Raw genomic sequence first — 19,201 nt, forward strand, 5'->3', positions numbered from 1 at the left:
TTATTCTAAAACACCCTCAACTGATGTTGGGGGTGTTTTTTTGTGTGGAAAGTAAACTGGAAATACCATGAAAGATTTATGCTATAAATAATAAAAATTAAATACTTAAATAGCTTTAGAATCAGATTTGCACACTAGTCGTATTCTATGAATATAATAATCATGAAGTTTCTTATTTTTAGGTGTTTACATGAAAATTAATTCCTTCTCTTCAATACTTGAGTACGATGAAGAACTGTTTCTTCCTGAATTGGTCTATTGGGCTTCTTTAGGCGATCTAGCTCAAGTAGAGCAATTACTTTTAGAAGGACAAGATCCTAATCAGGCAGATGATGAAGGCTATAGTGCTCTACAAGCAGCTGCTGAAAATGATCATTTAGAAATAGTTAAACTCTTGGTAGGAAAAGGTGCTCATGTCGCTTACAAAAGTGAATACACAGCGCTACAGCTTGCAGAAATGGCTGGTAATATAGACGTAGTAAATTATTTAAAAAGCTTATAAAAATAAAGGCCTCTTATTTTGTTTATAGAGGCCTTTTTTAAAATTAAGATAAATGATATTTCTGTAGTTTCTCGACAATTGATTGAAGTCCTTTTACTTCAAATTCGTTAGCTTCGAATTTCTCATCTTTATTACGTTTAAATATATCCCGAATCTCGAGTACAGCATTTGGATCAATAATACTTAAACTTGAGGTGACTTGGCGTATTTGGCTGATAGAGCGAGAGCCATTAGTTGAACCATATCCTATAAATGCAGCAGGTTTATCAGCCCATTCTTTACCTACGTAGTCGAGTGCATTTTTTAAGGCTGGACTGTAACCATGGTTGTATTCTGGGCTAATAAAGATAAAAGCATCTGCTTGAGCAATTTTGTCTGCCCATTCTTGCTGTTTAGGCTGATCATAAATACCAGTGGCGGGTGGGTGAGATCCTGAAAATAGAGGTAGATCCCATTTTTTTAAATCGATTACTTCGGTTTGGAAATCGTTTAGACCCAATGTTGGAATTGTGGTTTCTAGCCAATTGGCAACCTTAATTGCTGTACGTCCTTCACGAACACTTCCTACGATAATATAGACCAGCATGTATTTTCCCCAAGGATTTTTATACTTATAACTTAATTCATTATATAGGTGCGAGAGAATATAGAATTTGTAAGGATTCTTAAGTTGAGATCAATAAAAAGCCCTCATTTAGAGGGCTTTTTATTTATATGAGCTTAATGCCCTGTTGGCCTTCGGGAGTTACCTTGAATATTTCTACTTCAAAGGTAATATTTTTCCCAGCTAATGGGTGATTAAAATCAATTTCTGTAATGTCATCATTTACCGACTTCACTACGCCGAATAAGGTTGTTTTTGCCTTATCTTCAAACTCAATCATATGGCCAGGAATAGGGCGTTGTTCAAACTTAACCGTATCGAAAGTTTGAATATTTTCCGGATTCCATGGGCCAAATGCATCTTCTGGCGGAAGATGTACTGTACGACGGTCGCCTGCACGTAAACCAAATAATGCTTTTTCAAAACCCGGTAAAAGATTTCCGTCGCCGATAGTAAGAGAAACTGGTTCTTCACGATTACGGGTATTATCGATTTCTACACCATTTTCAATAGCAACAGAAAAGTGTAGATCGACTTTAGAGCCGTCTGTAATACGAATTTCTTCGTTAGGTTGGATAATTTCGGTCATATTATGCATCCGAATTTTGGTTACGTTGCTTCTCAAGGAAGAATGTATCGATGAGTAGCAAGATGGTACCTAGGGTAATGGCACTGTCCGCAATATTAAAAGCTGGAAAGTGATGATTTTGGTAATAGACATGAATAAAATCGACAACATAGCCTAAAGTAATGCGGTCAATTAAATTGCCTAATGCCCCACCTAAAATTAAAGCGATTGCTACAGGTAGCACCACCATTTTTTTAGGCATACGAAGCAACCAAAATACAAAAAGAACTGAAACTAAGCCTGCTAAAGATGTGAAGAAATAGCGTTGCCATCCCCCTGCATCAGATAAAAAGCTAAAAGCTGCGCCATAGTTATGTAATAGTGTCCAGTTTAAAAATGGAAGCACAGGCACTGGATCCGCATAGTTCAGATGTGTACTTGCAATCCATTTTGTCCATTGATCCAACACAATGGCAAGGACAGAAAGTCCAAGCCAAATTAGATTGTGTGGATAAAACTGGAATAAGCCTTTTTTAGCTTGTGAATTAGGCATATTTTCTCACTTCGCCACGACCAGTGACGTTCACAATACAACGACCACATAAACCAGGATGATCGGCATGTGTATTTACATCTGGAAGGACGTGCCAGCAACGTGCACATTTTTCACCTTCAGCTGCAGATATTTGTACACGTAAGCCTTCCATTTCAGTTGCTTCACCTTGTTCAGCAAATGGATGTACTACTACTTCTGAAGTAATAAGAACAAAACGGAGTTCATCAGCCAGTTGATTTAAAACTGTTTGTAATGATTCATTTGCCCAAAGTTCAACTTTGGCTGAAAGATTACTACCGACAAGTTTAGCGTTACGTGCTGCTTCAATCTGTTTATTTACTGCAGATTTTACGCTAATCAATGTTTGCCAGTCTTCTTCAGAAAGCAAGTTTGCTTTTGATGAAACTGGTAAGTCATACCATTCTGAAGTAAATACATACTTTTCAGTTTGTTCTGGAATTAATGGCCAAGCTTCTTGAGCGGTAAAGCTTAAGATTGGGCTCATCCAACGGATAAATGCTTGGACAATATGGTAAAGCGCTGTTTGTGCTGAACGACGTGCCTGAGAATCCGCTTTAGTGGTGTACTGACGATCTTTGATAATATCGAGGTAGAAACCACCTAAGTCATTAATACAGAAGCTCGTTAACGCGCTACACACGACATGGAAGTTCATTTCTTCATAGGCAGTGATAATTGTTTTTTGTACTTCATTTGCACGTTGCAAGATGTATTGATCTAGAGCAATTAAGTCATCAACAGCTAAAGCATCTGTGCTTGGTTTGAAACCATTTAAGTTCGCAAGCAAGAAACGTAATGTATTACGAATACGACGATAGCTATCACTTACACGGTTAAAGATTTCTTTAGATGCTGCGATTTCATAGCGATAGTCGCTAGAAGCTACGTATAAACGTAAACCATCAGCACCAAGCTGTTTGATGATTTCTTCAAGCGGAATATAGTTGCCTAAAGATTTCGACAACTTGCGGCCATTTTCATCAACCGTAAAACCATGTGTTAGCAATGCTTTATATGGTGCGCGATTGTGAATTGCCATAGAGGTTAATAAAGAAGACTGGAACCAACCACGGTGCTGGTCTGAACCTTCTAAATATAAATCTGCTGGGCTTTCTAATTCTTCACGTTGCTCAAGTACAGCGTAATGCGTTGTACCGGAGTCGAACCATACATCGAGGGTATCGCGAATAGCATTATATTGTTCAGCATCTTCACTAATGAAGTCTTTCGCGTCACGTTTGAACCATGCTTCGATACCTTCTTGTTCGATCAGTTGTGCAACTTCTTCGATGAGTTCAGGTGTACGAGGGTGTAATTCGTTCGTATCTTTATGAACGAAGAATGGAATTGGTACGCCCCATGTACGTTGACGTGAGATACACCAGTCTGGACGACCTTCAATCATTGATTCGATACGGTTTTTACCCCAGTTCGGTACAAACTCGATATCATTTTCAATGGCGTTAAGCGCACCTTCACGTAAACCTTTTTGATCCATGCTAATGAACCATTGCGGGGTTGCACGGAAAATAATAGGAGTTTTATGGCGCCAGCAATGTGGGTAACTGTGTTTGATTGGTTGATGCGCCCATAAACGGCCTACAGCACCCAAAGCTTCGATAATCTTTGGATTGGCTTTATAGATGTGCTCACCAGCATAGATTGGAGCAGTTGGTAAATAAACACCGTTACCACCAACTGGATTATCCACTGTAAGGTTGTATTGAAGACCTACTTTATAGTCGTCTGCACCATGGCCAGGAGCTGTATGTACTGCACCTGTACCACTTGTTGCGATAACGTGTTCACCTAAAATCACCGGAACTTGACGATCAGTAAGTAAAGGGTGTTGTAATGTAAGGTTTTCAAGCTTGCTACCAGTAAAGTCCGCTAAAACTACAGGTTTTTCAAGTTTATAACGTTCAATCGCTGAAGCAACGAGGTCTTTAGCAAGAATGAAGTTTTGCTTACCACGCTCAGTCGTTACTTGTACCAATTGATATTCAATTTCGGCGTGCAAAGCAACGGCTTGGTTCGCAGGTAATGTCCATGGTGTAGTGGTCCAGATCACGATATCAGTTGGATCTTGAACGTCTACATTTAAACGCGCACTTAAATCTTTTAAATCTACAATACCAAAACCGACATCAATTGCGTCAGATTTTTTATCTTCGTATTCAACTTCAGCTTCAGCAAGTGCTGAACCACAGTCCATACACCAGTTCACTGGCTTTAAGCCCGGCTGGATATGACCATTTTTTTGGATTAAGCCTAAAGTACGAACGATATCGGCTTCTTGTTTGTAGTTCATGGTGAGATAAGGATTATCCCAATCACCTAAAATACCAAGACGTTTAAAGTCAGTACGCTGTAAATCAATTTGTTTCAGCGCATATTCACGGCAGAGTTTACGGAAAGTAGCTGCGTCAACTTTTTCGCCAACTTTACCAACTTTTTCTTCAACTTTTAGCTCGATTGGCAAGCCATGACAGTCCCAACCCGGAACATAAGGTGCATCGAAACCAGCCAAAGTACGGCTTTTTACAATGACGTCTTTGAGTACTTTATTGACCGCGTGGCCTAAGTGAATTGTACCGTTCGCATATGGAGGGCCATCATGCAAAATATATTTTTTCTTGCCAATACGCGATGCACGAATCTGCTGATAAATGTTGTCGGTATACCACTCTTCTAACCATTTCACTTCACGTACTGCCAAATTTGCTTTCATTGCAAATTGAGTATCCGGCAGGTTTAGCGTGGCTTTGTAGTCCACTGCATTCTCAGGAGTTTGCTTATCGCTCATGCAAGTTTTCATCCAGTTTAATCAGCTTGGGAGCCGACATGTTTTACAATCAAAATTCGAATTAAAAAGGAAATTGTGTCGTGTCGTTACGATATTGTCGTAACTGATGCACGTCATTATCAATTCCAGCCTTAAGTGCTTCAAGCGAAGGGTAATTCAATTCACCATGAAGATAGTGAAGAAAAGTCACCCGCATAAATAAGCCATACAGATTAGCAGAAACATCAGGGAAATGTACTTCTAATCTCCACTCTGGATGTTCTTGCTGAATGGCTGGACGTGTGCCGACATGACCCGCGCCATATAGGCTGTTTTCATGATATCCGGCAATTCCCGGTTTTTCAGGTGTATCCTGAAGTACTTTTTCAGTTAGCGAAGTTGTTTCGCAAATGACTTCAACGCCATAAATGCCATTTAAACAAGGTTTATGACGGTTGAGACGGACATTAATAGTTGGAAAATCAAGAGTTCGGCCTATCTGGTCGCCATATTGAACACGTCCAGTAATACTGTATGGACGGCCTAGTAATTTAGCAGCTAAGGCAAGATTTCCTACCTGAAGCACTTGGCGAATTCGAGTTGAGCTTACACGCTCACCTTCAAGCTCAATCGTATGTAAATTGGTGACTTGAAATCCGTAATCTTTTAAAAATTCGCTGTTGCCTTGACGGTCTTTGCCGAAATGAAAGTCATCTCCTAAAACCAAAGTTTGCGCGTTTAATTTGTCTTTTAATAAGTCTGCAAAGGCAGACGCGCTCATACTACGAAAATGCTGATCAAATTTAGCAACCGCAATATAATCAACCCCAAGTTCTGTTAGGTATTCAACTTTTTCCCGTAGTGAATTAATACGAGGAGGGGCATCGTAGCCTTTAAAGAACTCAAGAGGTTGCGGCTCAAAAATCATGACCAATGTTTTTAAGCCTTGTGCTGCAGCAATTTTTTTGAGTTGAGCAATCATCGCTTGGTGACCTAAATGGACACCATCAAAATTACCAATCGTTACCGCTGTTTTGGGTAACTGAAAATTGGGCGATAACGCATTAAGACGAAGCAGTTTCATGAACTTAAAATATGGCTATTTTTGCAAGGGCTATATATTGCCATAATCTCACAGATTCGTCTTGTTGTTGTGTTTTTACTCAGTTATTTTTCAATATGAATATCCTTATATTTAAAATATTGATGAATTAAATAAATATAAATCAATTTTTCTTATTAATAATTTGCTCTACTATATCTTCATCCACTCTTTGATTAGAGACTTAAGATGAAAAAACCCTTTTACCAATTAAATCAAAGCAAAGATGTTATACGACATTTTACCCCAAATTGGTTTACAGCGACTATGGGTACTGGTGTGGTAAGTATGATTTTAATTCAGCTTCCATTTGCTCAATCATTTTTATTCATGCTGGCCACTTGGTTATGGCAATTTAATATTTTGCTATTTAGTGTTTTTTCAAGTCTCTATTTATTGCGGTGGTTGCTTTTCCCTCATGAAGCGAAGCAAATATTTAAGCATCCAAACATGAGCTTGTTTTTAGGTGCTATTCCGATGGGGTTAGCTACCATACTAAATGGTTTCTTAAGCTTCGGTGTCGGGCTTTACGGTGAAGTTGCAATCCATATTGCTCAAGCTTTATGGTACATCGATGTCTTTGTAGCTCTAACAATTGCATGGATTGTGCCGTTTTGTATGTTTAGTCGCCAGAACCATCAGCTACATACCATGACGGCAATCTGGCTTTTACCTGTAGTTGCCTGTGAAGTAGCAGCAAGTTCTGTGGGCATGTTAGTTGCACATTTACCAGCAGATATGCATAGCTTTCATTTATTAATGGCTGGTTATGTACTTTGGGGAATCTCTGTTTTACCTGCGTTCGCTATTTTGACAATTCTAATGTTGCGTATGGCTTTGCATCAATTACCTGAAAAAGAACTCGCAATTTCTAGCTGGCTTTCTTTAGGCCCAATTGGAACAGGTGCGCTAGGGTTATTATTACTAGGTGAGCAGGCACAAAGAGTATTTGTAGGTGTGGGATTTTATCAATTCGCGAATGTCTTTCAAGCTTTAGGAATCGTGGGCAGTTTGGTGCTTTTAGGTTTCGGGTTATGGTGGCTCGGCCTTGCAATTTTAACTACACTTCGTCATGCCAAAACTGGTATTCCATTTAATTTAGGCTGGTGGGGCTTAACCTTTCCATTCGGTGTGTTTATTTTGGCGCTGTTTAATTTAGGTCATCAGGTTGAAATTGTATTTTTACAATATGTGGCTGTGGCATTGAGTATTTTATTATTAGTGATGTGGGGCGTGGTAATGAAGAAAACGCTAGCAGGAGCTTATAGTGGGAAACTGTTCTTTTCTCCATGCTTAATCGCCTTACAACAAAAAATGCAGTGATCATGAAAAGGTGCAAAAAGCTTTTGCACCTGATTTATACTTATTTTCTAATTTTATTTAATTCTGATATGAGCCTTTTTGCATGAACACTGATATTGCTTTAATTATGGCGCTTCCTAATGAATCTAAAGGTTTATTTGAACAAGCAGGTATTGAAGTTCATTATAGTGGAATTGGCAAGATTAATGCTGCCTTTAAAGCATTTGAGGTTATTCAAAAAACAGGTTGTAAAACTTTAATTAACTTAGGTTCAGCAGGAAGTTCTGCATTTAATCGACATGATTTAGTCGAGGTGAAGACTTTTGTACAACGAGATATGGATGTTTCACCGTTAGGGTTTGAAGTAGGTGTAACGCCGTTAGATGATCACTTGCCAGCTGAAATTCACCTTCAATCACATTTTGTTGATTTACCAAAAGCAGTTTGTGGAACTGGTGATTCATTTGAAACGGGTCAGCCAAAAGTAGCTTGTGATGTGGTTGATATGGAAGGGTATGCCTTAGCCAAGGTCTGCCATAAATTAGGAGTTCGCCTGATTTCAGTGAAATATATTACTGATGGGGCAGATGACACTGCCCATTTGGATTGGGAAGAAAATTTATTATTAGGTGCCCAAAAACTTCTGGCCCTTTATCAAAATCATTTCTAAAAAAGATCGGCAAGTTTGCCGATCTTTTTTTGGTTTTAACGAGGCAATACGCCGTAGAGCATCAGGTGTACTGTATGCTCAATTGAGCGTTGGAACATGCTTCGGTTACGCAGTGTTTTTCCAGTGACCATTTCCATTTGGGTGGCAAAATCTGCATAGTTTTGCGTAAGGCCCCAAATATTTAAGATTAATAATTCTGGGTCGATATCTGGTGAAATCTTCCCTTCTTCTTGCCAAGTCTGGATGACTTTAGCTTTGCGCTTAAATAGTTTTTTTAATGGCCCTTTGAGTATAGGTAAAATATGTGGAGCGCCTTGAATTATTTCTAATGCAAACAATCTAGATGCTTTCGGTTGGCTACGCGACAGTTCGATTTTTTGTATTAAATAGTGAGATAAGGCTTCAGCTGGTTCTAATTCAGATTCTAAAGTTTGTAAGGGTGCCAACCATTTTTGTAAAACAGTTGTGAGCACTTCTACATATAAAGACTCTTTATTTTCGTAGTAATAGAAAATATTCGACTTATGCATTTCGGCGAGTTGGGCAATTTCATCCAGACTTGCGCCAGTGAACCCATAGACTGAAAATACGTCAAGGGCGGCAGCAAGAAGCTGATTGCGCTTTTGGGTACTCTTTTTTTGTTCCATCTGCTGCATAATTAAAAAAATAATATCCCCATTGTAAGGGAAATTGTTTGATTTGTGCACAGGTGTATTGCTTTTTTAATGAAAAAACGGCTAGTTATTTGCGTAATAGATATACTATTGTGCAAAAAATAAAGAATTTAACTAGTTTATTGTTATTCTTGGAAATATTTTTTAAATTTCGCCCTAAAAAAGAGCAATAAAATAACTACTTTATTGCTCGAAAAATGGGCATTTTTATAAATTATTAAGATAATTCCTCTCGAATGGTTATGTTGCTAAAACTGCATCGAGTACTTGTTGCTCAAGTTGGGAAAAACTAATACTTTTTTTACGAGGACGTGGCAAATTAACTTGGAAACTTTGAGCGATCTGGCCCTTATCTAATAAGATAATACGGTCAGCTAATTGCACTGCTTCACTTACATCGTGCGTGACTAAAATGGCAGTAAAGCCTTGTTCTTTCCACAAGCGCTCAATCAAGCTTTGCATCTCAAGACGAGTTAAAGCATCTAAGGCTCCCAACGGCTCATCAAGCAACAAAATACGCGGAGTATGAGATAACGCACGGGCTAGGGCTGTACGCTGACGCTGTCCACCAGAGAGTTGTGAAGGCCATTGTCCCGATTTTTCTTTTAAACCCACTTTTTCTAGTAGTTCTTCAGCTAAAGCATGTTGCGACTTTGGTAGTCCAAGTTGAACATTTTGAAGAATATTTCTCCACGGAAGCAAACGTGGATCTTGGAACATGACTCGAATATCATCGTTAGTAATGCCTTCACGCAAATGTCGGGCAGATTTGAATTTGATTTCCCCAAAACTGGCTTTTTCAAGTTGGGCAATTAAACGTAGCAACGTACTTTTGCCACAACCACTTCGACCAACAATTGCTAAAAACTCACCAGGCTGGATGTGTAGGTCAAGATCTTCAAGAACCTTTACCTCGCCATAAAACTTATAAAGTTGCTCAATCAGAATCTCTGCGCCTAATATAGGTTCTTGTGATTCTGTTGGACTTTCAGGAATGAGCTGCACTTCATTTTGATTAATATTTAAATTCAGATTTGTCATGTCTAAGCTCCCTTATTTCTGATATCCAGAGTGCCAACGTAATAAATAGCGTTCTAAAAGCTGTGCTAAAACATCTGCTAGTTTGCCTAAGAGCGCGTAAAGAAGAATGCCCACCAGAACCACATCTGTTTGTAAAAATTCCCGCGCATTCATGGTCATATAGCCAATACCTGCTTGAGCCGAAATAGTCTCTGCAACAATCAGCAATACCCAAACCAAACCTAAAGCAAAGCGGAGACCCACTAAAATAGAAGGCATCGCACCCGGAAGAATAATTTCTTTGTAGAGTTGCCAACGTGAGAGTTCGTAGCTTTTACCCATTTCAATCAATTGAGGGTCAACTGATCGAATACCGTGGTAGGTATTGATATAAATTGGGAAAAAGACACCTACTGCGACTAAAAATAATTTTGCTGTTTCATCAATACCGAACCATAAAATTACAAGTGGAATAAGTGCTAATGCTGGGATGTTACGGATCATTTGCAAGGTCGTGTCGAGCAGGGTAGAGGCGAAACGTGAAGAGCCATTTAGTAAACCTAAGAGCAGACCTAAACCACCACCCACTAAAAGTCCAAGCAAAGCACGACCAGCACTTACTTTAACGTGATGCCATAATTCTCCGCTAACGAGTAAGTGCCAAAAAGCGGAAACGACGGCAGTGGGCGCTGGCAAAATACGGCTTTCTAAAAGACCAGAACTTGAAGCAATTTGCCAAACAATCAATAGAACAGTTGGGAAAATCCAAGGCAGCAAATGCTGCCCGATTTGTTTTGTTCCACGTGAAACAATACTTTCAGCTTTACTCATGCAGGCTCCTTGACGGAACCATTCTGTTTCTTCTCGTCTGGAACATAGTTGTTGGCAATAATTTCACCGAATGGACCGGTTAAATTTGGCTGAGCAAGTTTGGCACGAGTTTCGATTGGTAGTAGTGGAAATACTAACTCTGCAAAACGGATTGACTCTTCGAGATGTGGATAGCCCGAGAAAATAAAGGTATCAATGCCTAAGTCTGCATATTCCTGAATACGGGCAGCGACTGTTTCTGGATCACCTACAAGTGCTGTGCCAGCACCGCCACGAACTAAGCCAATACCTGCCCAGAGGTTTGGAGATACTTCAAGCTTATCTCGATTCCCGCCGTGGAGAGCTGCCATGCGTTGCTGGCCTACGGAATCCATTTGTGCAAATTTTTTCTGTGCAGCAGCAATAGTGGCTTCATCAAGATATTGGATAAGCTCATTAGCTGCTGCCCATGCTTGTTCGTTAGTTTCGCGAACAATCACATGTAAGCGAATGCCATAAGTTAATTTACGGCCTTTCGCCTCAGCTTTAGCACGAACATGTTCGATCTTTTGTTTAACTGCTGCTGGTGGCTCACCCCAAGTAAGGTAAGTATCGACTTGCTCGGCCGCGAGGTCGACAGCGACGTCTGAAGAACCACCAAACCAAAGTGGTGGATAAGGCTTTTGAACAGGTGGATAAAGCAGTTTAGCGTCATCAACTTGTAAACGTTCGCCGTGAAATGTGAAAGCTTCACCTGTATGCGAGCGTGTTAAAATTTCACGCCAAATTTTTACATATTCATTGGCAGTTTGATAACGTGTTGAGTGATCTTCATATACACCATCACCGCGTAGCTCAGCCTCATCACCACCTGTGACCAGATTGAGTAGCACACGGCCATTCGACAAGCGGTCAAATGTTGCGGCCATACGCGCGGCCAAAGCTGGCGTAGTGACACCCGGACGTAACGCGACTAAAAACTTAAGATTTTGAGTTGCATCAATGAGGCTAGCCGCTGTAATCCATGGGTCTTCACATGAACGACCCGTTGGAATAAGTACACCTTCATAACCCAAATTATCTACTGCCACAGCAATTTGCTTCATATAGGCATGGTCAACCTGACGAGCGCCTTTACTTGTACCTAAATAGCGACTATCACCGTGAGTAGGAATAAACCAGAAAATTTTCATGTGCATTACCTATATGTCTATTGAAATTACTTGGCAACCCAAACAGCCTGTTTAATGCTGATTGGTTTTGGAATGATGCCTTGTTGGGTAAAAATGTCTGCGAGCTGCTGTTGCTCAGCAATAACTTTGCTGTTGAGTGGCGCTGCCGATGATGGACGTGGACGACGCTTAATGAATAAGTCACTGGTTGCAGGTTTTAATCCTGTACTTTGACCAATTGCAGTTGCGGTATCGGCTTGATGGCTTTGAACCCATTTGTCGGCCTGATTAATTTGTTTGATGAGCCCTGTAACGGCTTTCGGATGTTGTTTAACAAAATTTGGAGCTGCTAAGTAAAAAGTATAATTCGGGCTTAAACCTTTACCTGATGCAAGAATACGAGCTTGATCTTCTAATTGTGCTGAAGCGAAATAAGGATCCCAGATTGCCCATGCATCGACTGCACCTTTTTGGAATGCAGCACGAGCATCGGCAGGCGTAAGCCAAATTGGAGTAATGTCGCTCCAGTTTAGGCCTGCTTTACGTACGGCTTGTACAAGTAAGTAGTGTGAACTTGAACCTTTTTGCAGCGCGATGCGTTTGCCTTTAATGTCTTTAAGCTGTTTCAGTTGTGAATTTTTAGGAACTAAAATTGCTGATGCCAGCGGTTTAGCTGCTTCATAAGCAATGTAATATAAAGGCTTGCCAGCTGCTTGTGCGTAGACTGGTGGGGTGTCTCCAGTAACGCCTACATCAAGTGAACCCACAGCCAGAGCTTCTAAAATTTGTGGTCCAGCAGGGAACTCATTCCACGTAATTTTGGCATTTGGAAATTCTTGTTCAAATAATTTTTGCTGTTTGGCAATCGCAAAATTAATAGAGCTTTTTTGAAAACCAATACGAAGTTCTTTCACAGTTGGATCAATTGCCCAAGCTGGTGCTGCAATTGTTAAACCTAATACAGTGACTGCGCTAATACGTTTAGCTAACTGGACCCACTGACTTTTATTGAAAAATGACTGATGTTGCATATTGATATCCTTGTTCCCCTTGAGGCAAGGCACAGCATTTATATGGTTATTTAAGCCGTGCCTAAGCTGGGTTTATTTCAGTTTTAAAATGGCGTCTTGAATGGTGAGTTTGTTTGGAATGAGCTTTTGTGCATAAAAGGCATCAGCTACTTGTTGTTGTTCTTTCGCCACCTTGTCTGATATTGGCTGAACTCCAAAACCCATACGTGAAATGGAAGTTTTGAGTACATCAAACTCAAGTGCTGTAGGTTTTTCGAGTAGCTTGGCAGCTTCATCCTGATGTGTGCTGACCCATTCAGTTGTCTGGTTAAGGGTTTGCACAACCGTATTGAGAACTTTCGGATTATTTTCGGCAAATTTACGGTCAGCTAAATAGAACTGATGATTGCTTACCAAATTTTCACCTGTTGCCAAAACTCGTGCCTGAATTTGGTGTTCAGCCGCTGCAAAGAACGGGTCCCAAATCACCCATGCATCTACCGCACCTTTTTCAAAGGCAGCACGTGCGTCTGAAGGCGGTAAATAAACAGGTTGAATATCACTTAAGCTTAAGTTGTTGGCTTCTAGAACTTTCAATAACAGGTAATGAACATTCGAGCCTTTATTAAGAGCAACACGTTTGCCTTTTAAATCTTGAATAGAGTGGATAGGAGAGTTTTTTTGTACCAACAGTGCTTCTGCTTTTGGCGCAGCTGGCTGGTTTGCGACATAGACTAAATTTGGATTGGCAGCCTGAGCAAAGATAGGCGGTGCTTCACCTGCTTCACCCAGTGAAACGCTCCCTACATTTAAGCCTTCAAGCAATTGAGGGCCAGCAGGAAACTCAACCCATTTTACTTGTACGCCTTGATCCTTTAATACTTTTTCTAGGTCACCACGAGCCTTTAAAATAGGAAGGATGCCATATTTTTGATAGCCAATATTTAAAGTTGTGGTGGCCTGTTCCTCTTTTTTGGCACAACCACTTAGCATCATCACACCTGCAAGGCTGGCCGCGATGACTGAATATTTTGCCCATGAAGTGGTTTTGAAAAGTGCCATGAGGTTTCGTGCTCCCCGAAAGAGAAAAGAAAAAATAATTGGATGAGCAGATACCCTAAAGGGATTTTTATTTCAGAAAAAATAAGTATTCGGTCTTTAATTATGCAAAAAAAAGCTAAACACAATAGGCTATAAACTTATGCAAAAAAATGATTTATCTAAAAGAAATATGTTTAATGAATTATGCGTAAGATTTTGTAAATAAAATAAAAAATATTAGATATTAAAAAATAGAGGTTTAAAAAAAGTACATCCATAAATAAATAACGTTTATGGATGTACTTTTTTAACTAAGCTTATCTGAAATAAGAATATCTTAAAAATAGTAAAGGCTAGGGAAGCAGTTTCTTAAAGACTAAAGAATTTCTTTGGTAGTTATAGAGCGCCTGACGGGCATTGGGTAGTTCATCGACACTAACTTGATGGAAACCATGTTCTAAAAACCAGTGAGCGGTACGCGTTGTTAAAACGAATAATTGACGAATCCCTTGCTCTTTAGCTTTTTCTTCAAGGAATTGTAGAATTTGGCTACCACGGTTTGATTTACGATAACTTGGATGTACTGCAACGCAGGCAATTTCTGCAGAGCGAGTTTCGTTAAATTCAGTTGGAATTGGATAGAGCGCAGCACACGCTAGAATCATACCGTCGCGTTCAATAACAGCGAACTGGCTAATTTCTTGCTCTAGACGTTCTCGTGAACGATAAACCAAGATACCTTCTTCTTCTAAAGGACGTAATAAATTCATTAAACCACCCACATCTTGAATATGGGCTGTGCGAACTTCTTCATAATGCGCATCGGTAATCATGGTCCCTATGCCATCTCGAGTAAATAACTCTTCGAGAAGGGCGCCATCATAGGCATAAGAAATAAGATGGACACGGTGTACACCAGATAAAGAGGCTTTTTTTGCTTGTTGTAAATGTAAAGTCAGCGTTGGACTACTGGTCTGATATTGCTGAATATAGTAATCAAGTTGATGAGGGCTTAACTCACGTAATATTTGTTCATCTTCATTAAGAAGCCCTTGTTGTTCCCCAAGAAAAATGAGTTTATCTGCTTTTAAATAAGTTGCAGTTTTAGTCGCAACTTCTTCTGCTCTTAAATTAAATACTTCACCTGTGGTGGAATAACCTGTTGGCCCCAGTAGCACAATATTATGATTATCAAGGTGTCTCTCAATCGCATCGGTATCAATAGAGCGAACTTCACCTGTGAGCTGGAAATCCATTCCATCACGAATGCCATAAGGTTTAGCAGTCACAAAATTACCCGATATCACATCTATTCGAGCGCCGTACATTGGAGAGTTCGCTAAGCCCATAGAAAGCAATGCTTCAATTTCTAGGCGAATAGAGCCTACAGCACTCATGACGCAACTTAAAGATTCACGCGTGGTAATACGGCTGTTGTCATAAAACGGGGTTTCAATTCCTTTCTCTTTAAGGTTTTGATTAATTTGCGGACGTGCACCGTGCACGAGAATTAAACGAATACCAAGAGAGTGCAATAAGGCAATATCATGAATGATATGTTCGAAATTAGGGTGACGGACTGCTTCACCACCAAACATCAATACGAATGTTTTATCGCGGTGAGCATTAATGTAGGGCGCTGAGTGTCGAAACCAGTGTACATAATGCTGGGTGTTATTATGCGACTTTTCTAAAGACTTGCTTGGCATACCGATCTCGAATCAACAGCAAAAAGATATAGAGATGATTCTAAACAAAAAAGATTAAAGCCGCATGTTTTAGATAAAAAAACACCCAAATCTAAGTTTGGGTGTTTAAATTTTTTAAAATTAGTGAATCACTCGAATGATTTTATGGCTTTGTTCATTCACAAGGACATAATTTCCATTCACCTTGTACCATTTTTGGTAGCGACCCGGTTTAGTTAATTTTTGATTTTGGCGGTAATCAATCACATAACGTGAATGTTGATACTGGTGTGGTACAACCTGACCTGCTCGCCAAACATTGCGATGGTCATCTTTTTTAATCACTTTAACCGTTTTTACTTCATGTGTTTGATAATTGCCATGATGATTATGGTCATTAGGTGCCGCCATTGCTGTTGATGCAACTAAACCAGTCATTGAAAGAACAATCGCTGTTGTTAGTTTTTTCATTGTAAACCTCAAATAATAAATTAAATTTCAATAACTAAAGATTAGTGAACAATTGCAGATAAATCGTGGAGGCTGCGAAGAATAAATGTGAAAACTGGCTATGAAATAAGAAGAAATTAAGAAAATAAGAAATGTAAAAAATCTTTTTATTTTTAAAATAGATAAGTAATAAAAAAAGGATAAAACCATAAGGCTTTATCCTTTTTTGCTCAGCGATAGCGAGGTTCTATCGCTTTAAAAACCGCGGATACTGACAATGCTGTTAGAGTCAGTGTCGACTAAAATATAGTCATTATTGATCTTATACCATTGTTGATTACGGCCAGGTTTAGGCAAGTTACTGTCTTTATAGTCAACTTTATAACCATTGCCACGATAGTGCTGTGGCATGACATAGCCAGGCTGCCAGCGATGCTGTTTAAGCCGTTCAAAACCACGCTCTTCTCGCATACGGCGTTCATCACGAACACGGTCTTCATCGTTATCACGGTCAAATTTATGCCCACGATCATTCCACTCACCACGTGGTCCTCCACCTTTAGGACCTTTGTGGCCGTGACCTCGGTCAAAAGGGGGATCAGCAAAGCTCGCCATACTTGTGGTGAGTACGGCTATGGAAAGGGTTAAGATGGTGAACAACTTTTTCATGATGCATCCTCGTTTACATCTGATGTCTCTCATGTTGAATACTGTACGCGCAAAATGCAGAGAAACTGTGAAGATCATTTAATGGTTCAATTAAAATTACGGATAGATCAAGAGTTTTTTATCAATAATAAAAAAGGCTTGTATATATCTTTTCAGGTATAGGCAAGCCAGATTTGATGATCGGCTGTAATTTTCTTTAGCTTTTCATCGTTAACTCTTTAATCCTGTGCGTCGATACTTTGACCATTGAGCGCCAAGCTATCTTCACCCATTAAATAGAGGTAAGCAGGCAAGATCGACTCTGGTGTTGGTAAAGTTTTCGGATCTTCTTCTGGATAGGCTTTGGCACGCATGGCAGTACGCGTTGCACCTGGATTAATGCAGTTGAAGCGAATGTTTGGATAGGTATGCTCTGCTGCAAAAATTTTGCTGACAGCTTCAATTGCGATTTTTGATACAGAATATGCACCCCATAAAGCACGTGCTTCACGGCCTACACCAGAGCTGGTAAATACCACAGAGGCATTTTCTGATTTTTGCAAAAGAGGTAATAAAGCTTGAGTTAACGCAAAAGGCGCACGTAAGTTAACAGCCATCACGTCATCCCATACTTCCGATGGATAATGTGCCAGCTCAACGCGTTCACCTAAAATACCTGCATTATGTAAAATACCGTCTAGGCGTCCAAACTGCTTTTCGAGTGTATCGACTAAGAAGTCATAATCACGGTCAGAAGCACTCGAAAGTTGTAATGGTAAAATCGCTGGTTGCGGGGCACCCAGACTTTCAATTTCATCATAAATAACTTCAAGTTTATTTAAGGTTCTACCATGCAGTACAACGGTTGCGCCATGTAGGGCATAAGTCAGAGCCGCAGCTCGCCCAATTCCATCGCCAGCACCAGTAATTAAAATAATTCGATCTTTGAGTAGATCCGGACGAGGTTGGTATTCTGAATATTTCATTGGTAAACCTCCTTCTTTTTATATTGATAAAACAAAGAACTGTTAAAAAAGCCTATAAAACTCTTATGTTAACTTATCATACGCTGATTTTCCTGTAGAGCAGGAAGCTTTTGACGTAACATATCGTGTAATTCTGTCACTGTATTTACAATCGAATCGGCCTGCCATGCAGCGAGATCATCACGGTGTTCGATTGGTAAATAGCCATATGCAGCCAATATAGTATACATATTGGCATTTCGACCAGCATCAATATCACGCGGGTGGTCACCCACATAAATAATTTCATTTGCCGGAATATTTAACTGTTTAGCAGCCAAATACATCGGTTCAGGGTCTGGTTTAGTTTTACTAACATCTTCAGGACATACCAAAACTGCACAGCGTTCAGTCAGGTTTAACTTTGCTAAAAGAGCTTCACTTAAACCACGTGGTTTGTTGGTCACAATGCCCCACGGGATTTGCTGAGCTTCTAGCTCTTCTAAAAGAGGATACATGCCTACAAACAGCTCTGTATCAACCACAATATTATTACCGTAAAGGTCTAAAAAGTTTTGTCGATGCGCCAAGAAAATTGGATTGGTCACATCCAACTCTGGATAGACCAATTTAACCATTGCACGTGCGCCTTCAGAAACCTGAGTACGAATCAGATCTGCTTCCACCACAGGACGTTTTTCATCACGGCACATTTGCTGAATAATACGAATGAAGTCGGCAGCCGTATCGATAAGAGTACCGTCTAAATCAAACAAAACAGCTTTCATCATGCACCTGTATTAATTGTATGAACCATATAGTTAACGTCGACATTGGACGCTAACCAGTAATGCTTGGTAAGTGGGTTGTAATGCAGTCCAGTCATTTCTTTTAAAGTAAGGCCTGCATTACGAATGTCATGGGCCATTTCAGAAGGGCGAATAAATTTATGATAATCGTGAGTGCCTTTTGGCAACATGCGTAATACGTATTCTGCACCAATAATGGCAAATAAATAAGATTTGGGGTTACGGTTAATGGTTGAAAAGAACACATGGCCACCCGGTTTAACCAAAGCCTGACACGCTCTTACAATAGATGCAGGGTCTGGAACGTGTTCCATCATTTCCATGCAAGTCACCACATCGTATTGGCCTGCTTGTTCTTGTGCTAATTCTTCTACAGGAATCTGGCGATATTCAATATTTTGAACATTGTCTTGTTGAGCATGCAAACGGCCTACAGCTAGCGGTGCTTCACCCATATCAATGCCCAGTACATCTGCCCCACGACGTGCCATGCTCTCGGCCAAAATACCGCCGCCACAGCCGACATCAAGTACTTTTTTACCAGCAAGACCGCCTACACGTTCATCGATCCAGTTTAAACGTAGGGGATTAATTTGATGAAGTGGGCGAAATTCAGAATGTTGATCCCACCATTTGGCAGCAAGTGCTTCAAATTTTGCGATTTCTTGTAAATCAACATTCAATTGCGACATGGTGCTACCTCTAAACTTGAGTTATCTTTTTGGATGTAGTTCGCCGTTAGTGTAGCGATTATTGGGAAAAAAGCGATAAACCCAATAAAAAACTTCACAGAAGCAAAACGAA

The 19,201-nt window shown here is 40.0% G+C and carries 20 protein-coding genes; 3 read left to right on the top strand and 17 right to left on the bottom strand.

Going from position 1 to position 19,201, the window contains the following annotated elements; all coding sequences use genetic code 11:
• The first annotated feature begins 190 nt into the window (after nucleotides 1-190).
• Complete coding sequence (locus tag KTH84_RS13490) at nucleotides 191-502, top strand: ankyrin repeat domain-containing protein (protein WP_262473570.1); 312 nt, start codon at nucleotides 191-193, stop codon at nucleotides 500-502.
• A gap of 43 nt (nucleotides 503-545) precedes the next feature.
• Here the strand turns inward: KTH84_RS13490 and KTH84_RS13495 are convergent, their stop codons facing one another.
• From KTH84_RS13495 to ribF, 5 genes are all read right to left on the bottom strand, one after another.
• Nucleotides 546-1,088 carry an NADPH-dependent FMN reductase gene (locus KTH84_RS13495; protein WP_262473571.1) on the bottom strand — a complete coding sequence of 181 codons (543 nt, stop codon included), beginning with the start codon at nucleotides 1,086-1,088 and terminating at the stop codon, nucleotides 546-548.
• A 124-nt stretch (nucleotides 1,089-1,212) separates the two neighbouring features.
• Nucleotides 1,213-1,695 carry a peptidylprolyl isomerase gene (locus KTH84_RS13500; protein WP_262473572.1) on the bottom strand — a complete coding sequence of 161 codons (483 nt, stop codon included), beginning with the start codon at nucleotides 1,693-1,695 and terminating at the stop codon, nucleotides 1,213-1,215.
• 1 nt (nucleotide 1,696) lies between these two features.
• Complete coding sequence (gene lspA / locus KTH84_RS13505; protein WP_005037701.1) at nucleotides 1,697-2,227, bottom strand: signal peptidase II; 531 nt, start codon at nucleotides 2,225-2,227, stop codon at nucleotides 1,697-1,699.
• Entirely contained in the window at nucleotides 2,220-5,057 is a 2,838-nt protein-coding gene (gene ileS / locus KTH84_RS13510) for an isoleucine--tRNA ligase (RefSeq protein WP_262473574.1), read from the bottom strand. The genes lspA and ileS overlap by 8 nt, the downstream gene beginning before the upstream one ends.
• Nucleotides 5,058-5,118: 61 nt before the next feature.
• Complete coding sequence (ribF, locus tag KTH84_RS13515) at nucleotides 5,119-6,120, bottom strand: bifunctional riboflavin kinase/FAD synthetase (RefSeq protein WP_202743529.1); 1,002 nt, start codon at nucleotides 6,118-6,120, stop codon at nucleotides 5,119-5,121.
• A gap of 207 nt (nucleotides 6,121-6,327) precedes the next feature.
• Between ribF and KTH84_RS13520 the strand changes: the two genes are divergently transcribed.
• Nucleotides 6,328-7,461 (top strand): TDT family transporter, encoded by a 1,134-nt coding sequence (locus tag KTH84_RS13520; protein ID WP_262473576.1) that lies wholly within the window; start codon nucleotides 6,328-6,330, stop codon nucleotides 7,459-7,461.
• Between the two features lie 82 nt (nucleotides 7,462-7,543).
• Nucleotides 7,544-8,110, top strand: coding sequence for a 5'-nucleosidase (locus KTH84_RS13525; RefSeq protein ID WP_042898338.1), 567 nt, complete (start codon nucleotides 7,544-7,546; stop codon nucleotides 8,108-8,110).
• Nucleotides 8,111-8,145: 35 nt separating this feature from the next.
• Here the strand turns inward: KTH84_RS13525 and KTH84_RS13530 are convergent, their stop codons facing one another.
• The 12 genes from KTH84_RS13530 to ubiG form a co-directional block, all read right to left on the bottom strand.
• Nucleotides 8,146-8,766 (bottom strand): TetR family transcriptional regulator C-terminal domain-containing protein, encoded by a 621-nt coding sequence (locus KTH84_RS13530; RefSeq protein WP_128814554.1) that lies wholly within the window; start codon nucleotides 8,764-8,766, stop codon nucleotides 8,146-8,148.
• Nucleotides 8,767-9,024: 258 nt separating this feature from the next.
• Nucleotides 9,025-9,825 (bottom strand): ABC transporter ATP-binding protein, encoded by an 801-nt coding sequence (locus tag KTH84_RS13535; protein WP_202743532.1) that lies wholly within the window; start codon nucleotides 9,823-9,825, stop codon nucleotides 9,025-9,027.
• 12 nt (nucleotides 9,826-9,837) lie between these two features.
• Nucleotides 9,838-10,635, bottom strand: coding sequence for an aliphatic sulfonate ABC transporter permease SsuC (ssuC, locus tag KTH84_RS13540; RefSeq protein WP_262473577.1), 798 nt, complete (start codon nucleotides 10,633-10,635; stop codon nucleotides 9,838-9,840).
• Entirely contained in the window at nucleotides 10,632-11,807 is a 1,176-nt protein-coding gene (gene ssuD / locus KTH84_RS13545) for an FMNH2-dependent alkanesulfonate monooxygenase (RefSeq protein ID WP_202743534.1), read from the bottom strand. The genes ssuC and ssuD overlap by 4 nt, the downstream gene beginning before the upstream one ends.
• Nucleotides 11,808-11,833: 26 nt before the next feature.
• Entirely contained in the window at nucleotides 11,834-12,817 is a 984-nt protein-coding gene (locus KTH84_RS13550) for a sulfonate ABC transporter substrate-binding protein (protein ID WP_262473578.1), read from the bottom strand.
• A gap of 72 nt (nucleotides 12,818-12,889) precedes the next feature.
• Complete coding sequence (locus tag KTH84_RS13555) at nucleotides 12,890-13,858, bottom strand: sulfonate ABC transporter substrate-binding protein (RefSeq protein ID WP_262473579.1); 969 nt, start codon at nucleotides 13,856-13,858, stop codon at nucleotides 12,890-12,892.
• A gap of 332 nt (nucleotides 13,859-14,190) precedes the next feature.
• The gene (gene argA, locus KTH84_RS13560) at nucleotides 14,191-15,546 is read right to left on the bottom strand and encodes an amino-acid N-acetyltransferase (RefSeq protein ID WP_133976046.1); all 1,356 of its coding nucleotides are present in this window, start codon (nucleotides 15,544-15,546) and stop codon (nucleotides 14,191-14,193) included.
• Nucleotides 15,547-15,666: 120 nt separating this feature from the next.
• A complete protein-coding gene (locus KTH84_RS13565) occupies nucleotides 15,667-15,996 on the bottom strand; it encodes an RcnB family protein (protein ID WP_262473581.1) in 330 nt (109 codons plus the stop codon).
• A 234-nt stretch (nucleotides 15,997-16,230) separates the two neighbouring features.
• The gene (locus tag KTH84_RS13570; protein ID WP_197730953.1) at nucleotides 16,231-16,644 is read right to left on the bottom strand and encodes an RcnB family protein; all 414 of its coding nucleotides are present in this window, start codon (nucleotides 16,642-16,644) and stop codon (nucleotides 16,231-16,233) included.
• 218 nt (nucleotides 16,645-16,862) lie between these two features.
• Nucleotides 16,863-17,609: a YciK family oxidoreductase gene (locus KTH84_RS13575; protein ID WP_042898346.1), complete on the bottom strand. Its 747-nt coding sequence runs from the start codon at nucleotides 17,607-17,609 to the stop codon at nucleotides 16,863-16,865.
• Between the two features lie 68 nt (nucleotides 17,610-17,677).
• The gene (locus KTH84_RS13580) at nucleotides 17,678-18,379 is read right to left on the bottom strand and encodes an HAD family hydrolase (protein ID WP_262473583.1); all 702 of its coding nucleotides are present in this window, start codon (nucleotides 18,377-18,379) and stop codon (nucleotides 17,678-17,680) included.
• A complete protein-coding gene (gene ubiG / locus KTH84_RS13585; protein ID WP_262473585.1) occupies nucleotides 18,376-19,089 on the bottom strand; it encodes a bifunctional 2-polyprenyl-6-hydroxyphenol methylase/3-demethylubiquinol 3-O-methyltransferase UbiG in 714 nt (237 codons plus the stop codon). Before ubiG ends, KTH84_RS13580 begins: the two co-directional genes overlap by 4 nt.
• Nucleotides 19,090-19,201: the final 112 nt, after the last annotated feature.

This window comes from Acinetobacter sp. WU_MDCI_Abxb74 (assembly GCF_025513915.1).
Classification (GTDB): Bacteria; Pseudomonadota; Gammaproteobacteria; order Pseudomonadales; family Moraxellaceae; genus Acinetobacter; species Acinetobacter calcoaceticus_C.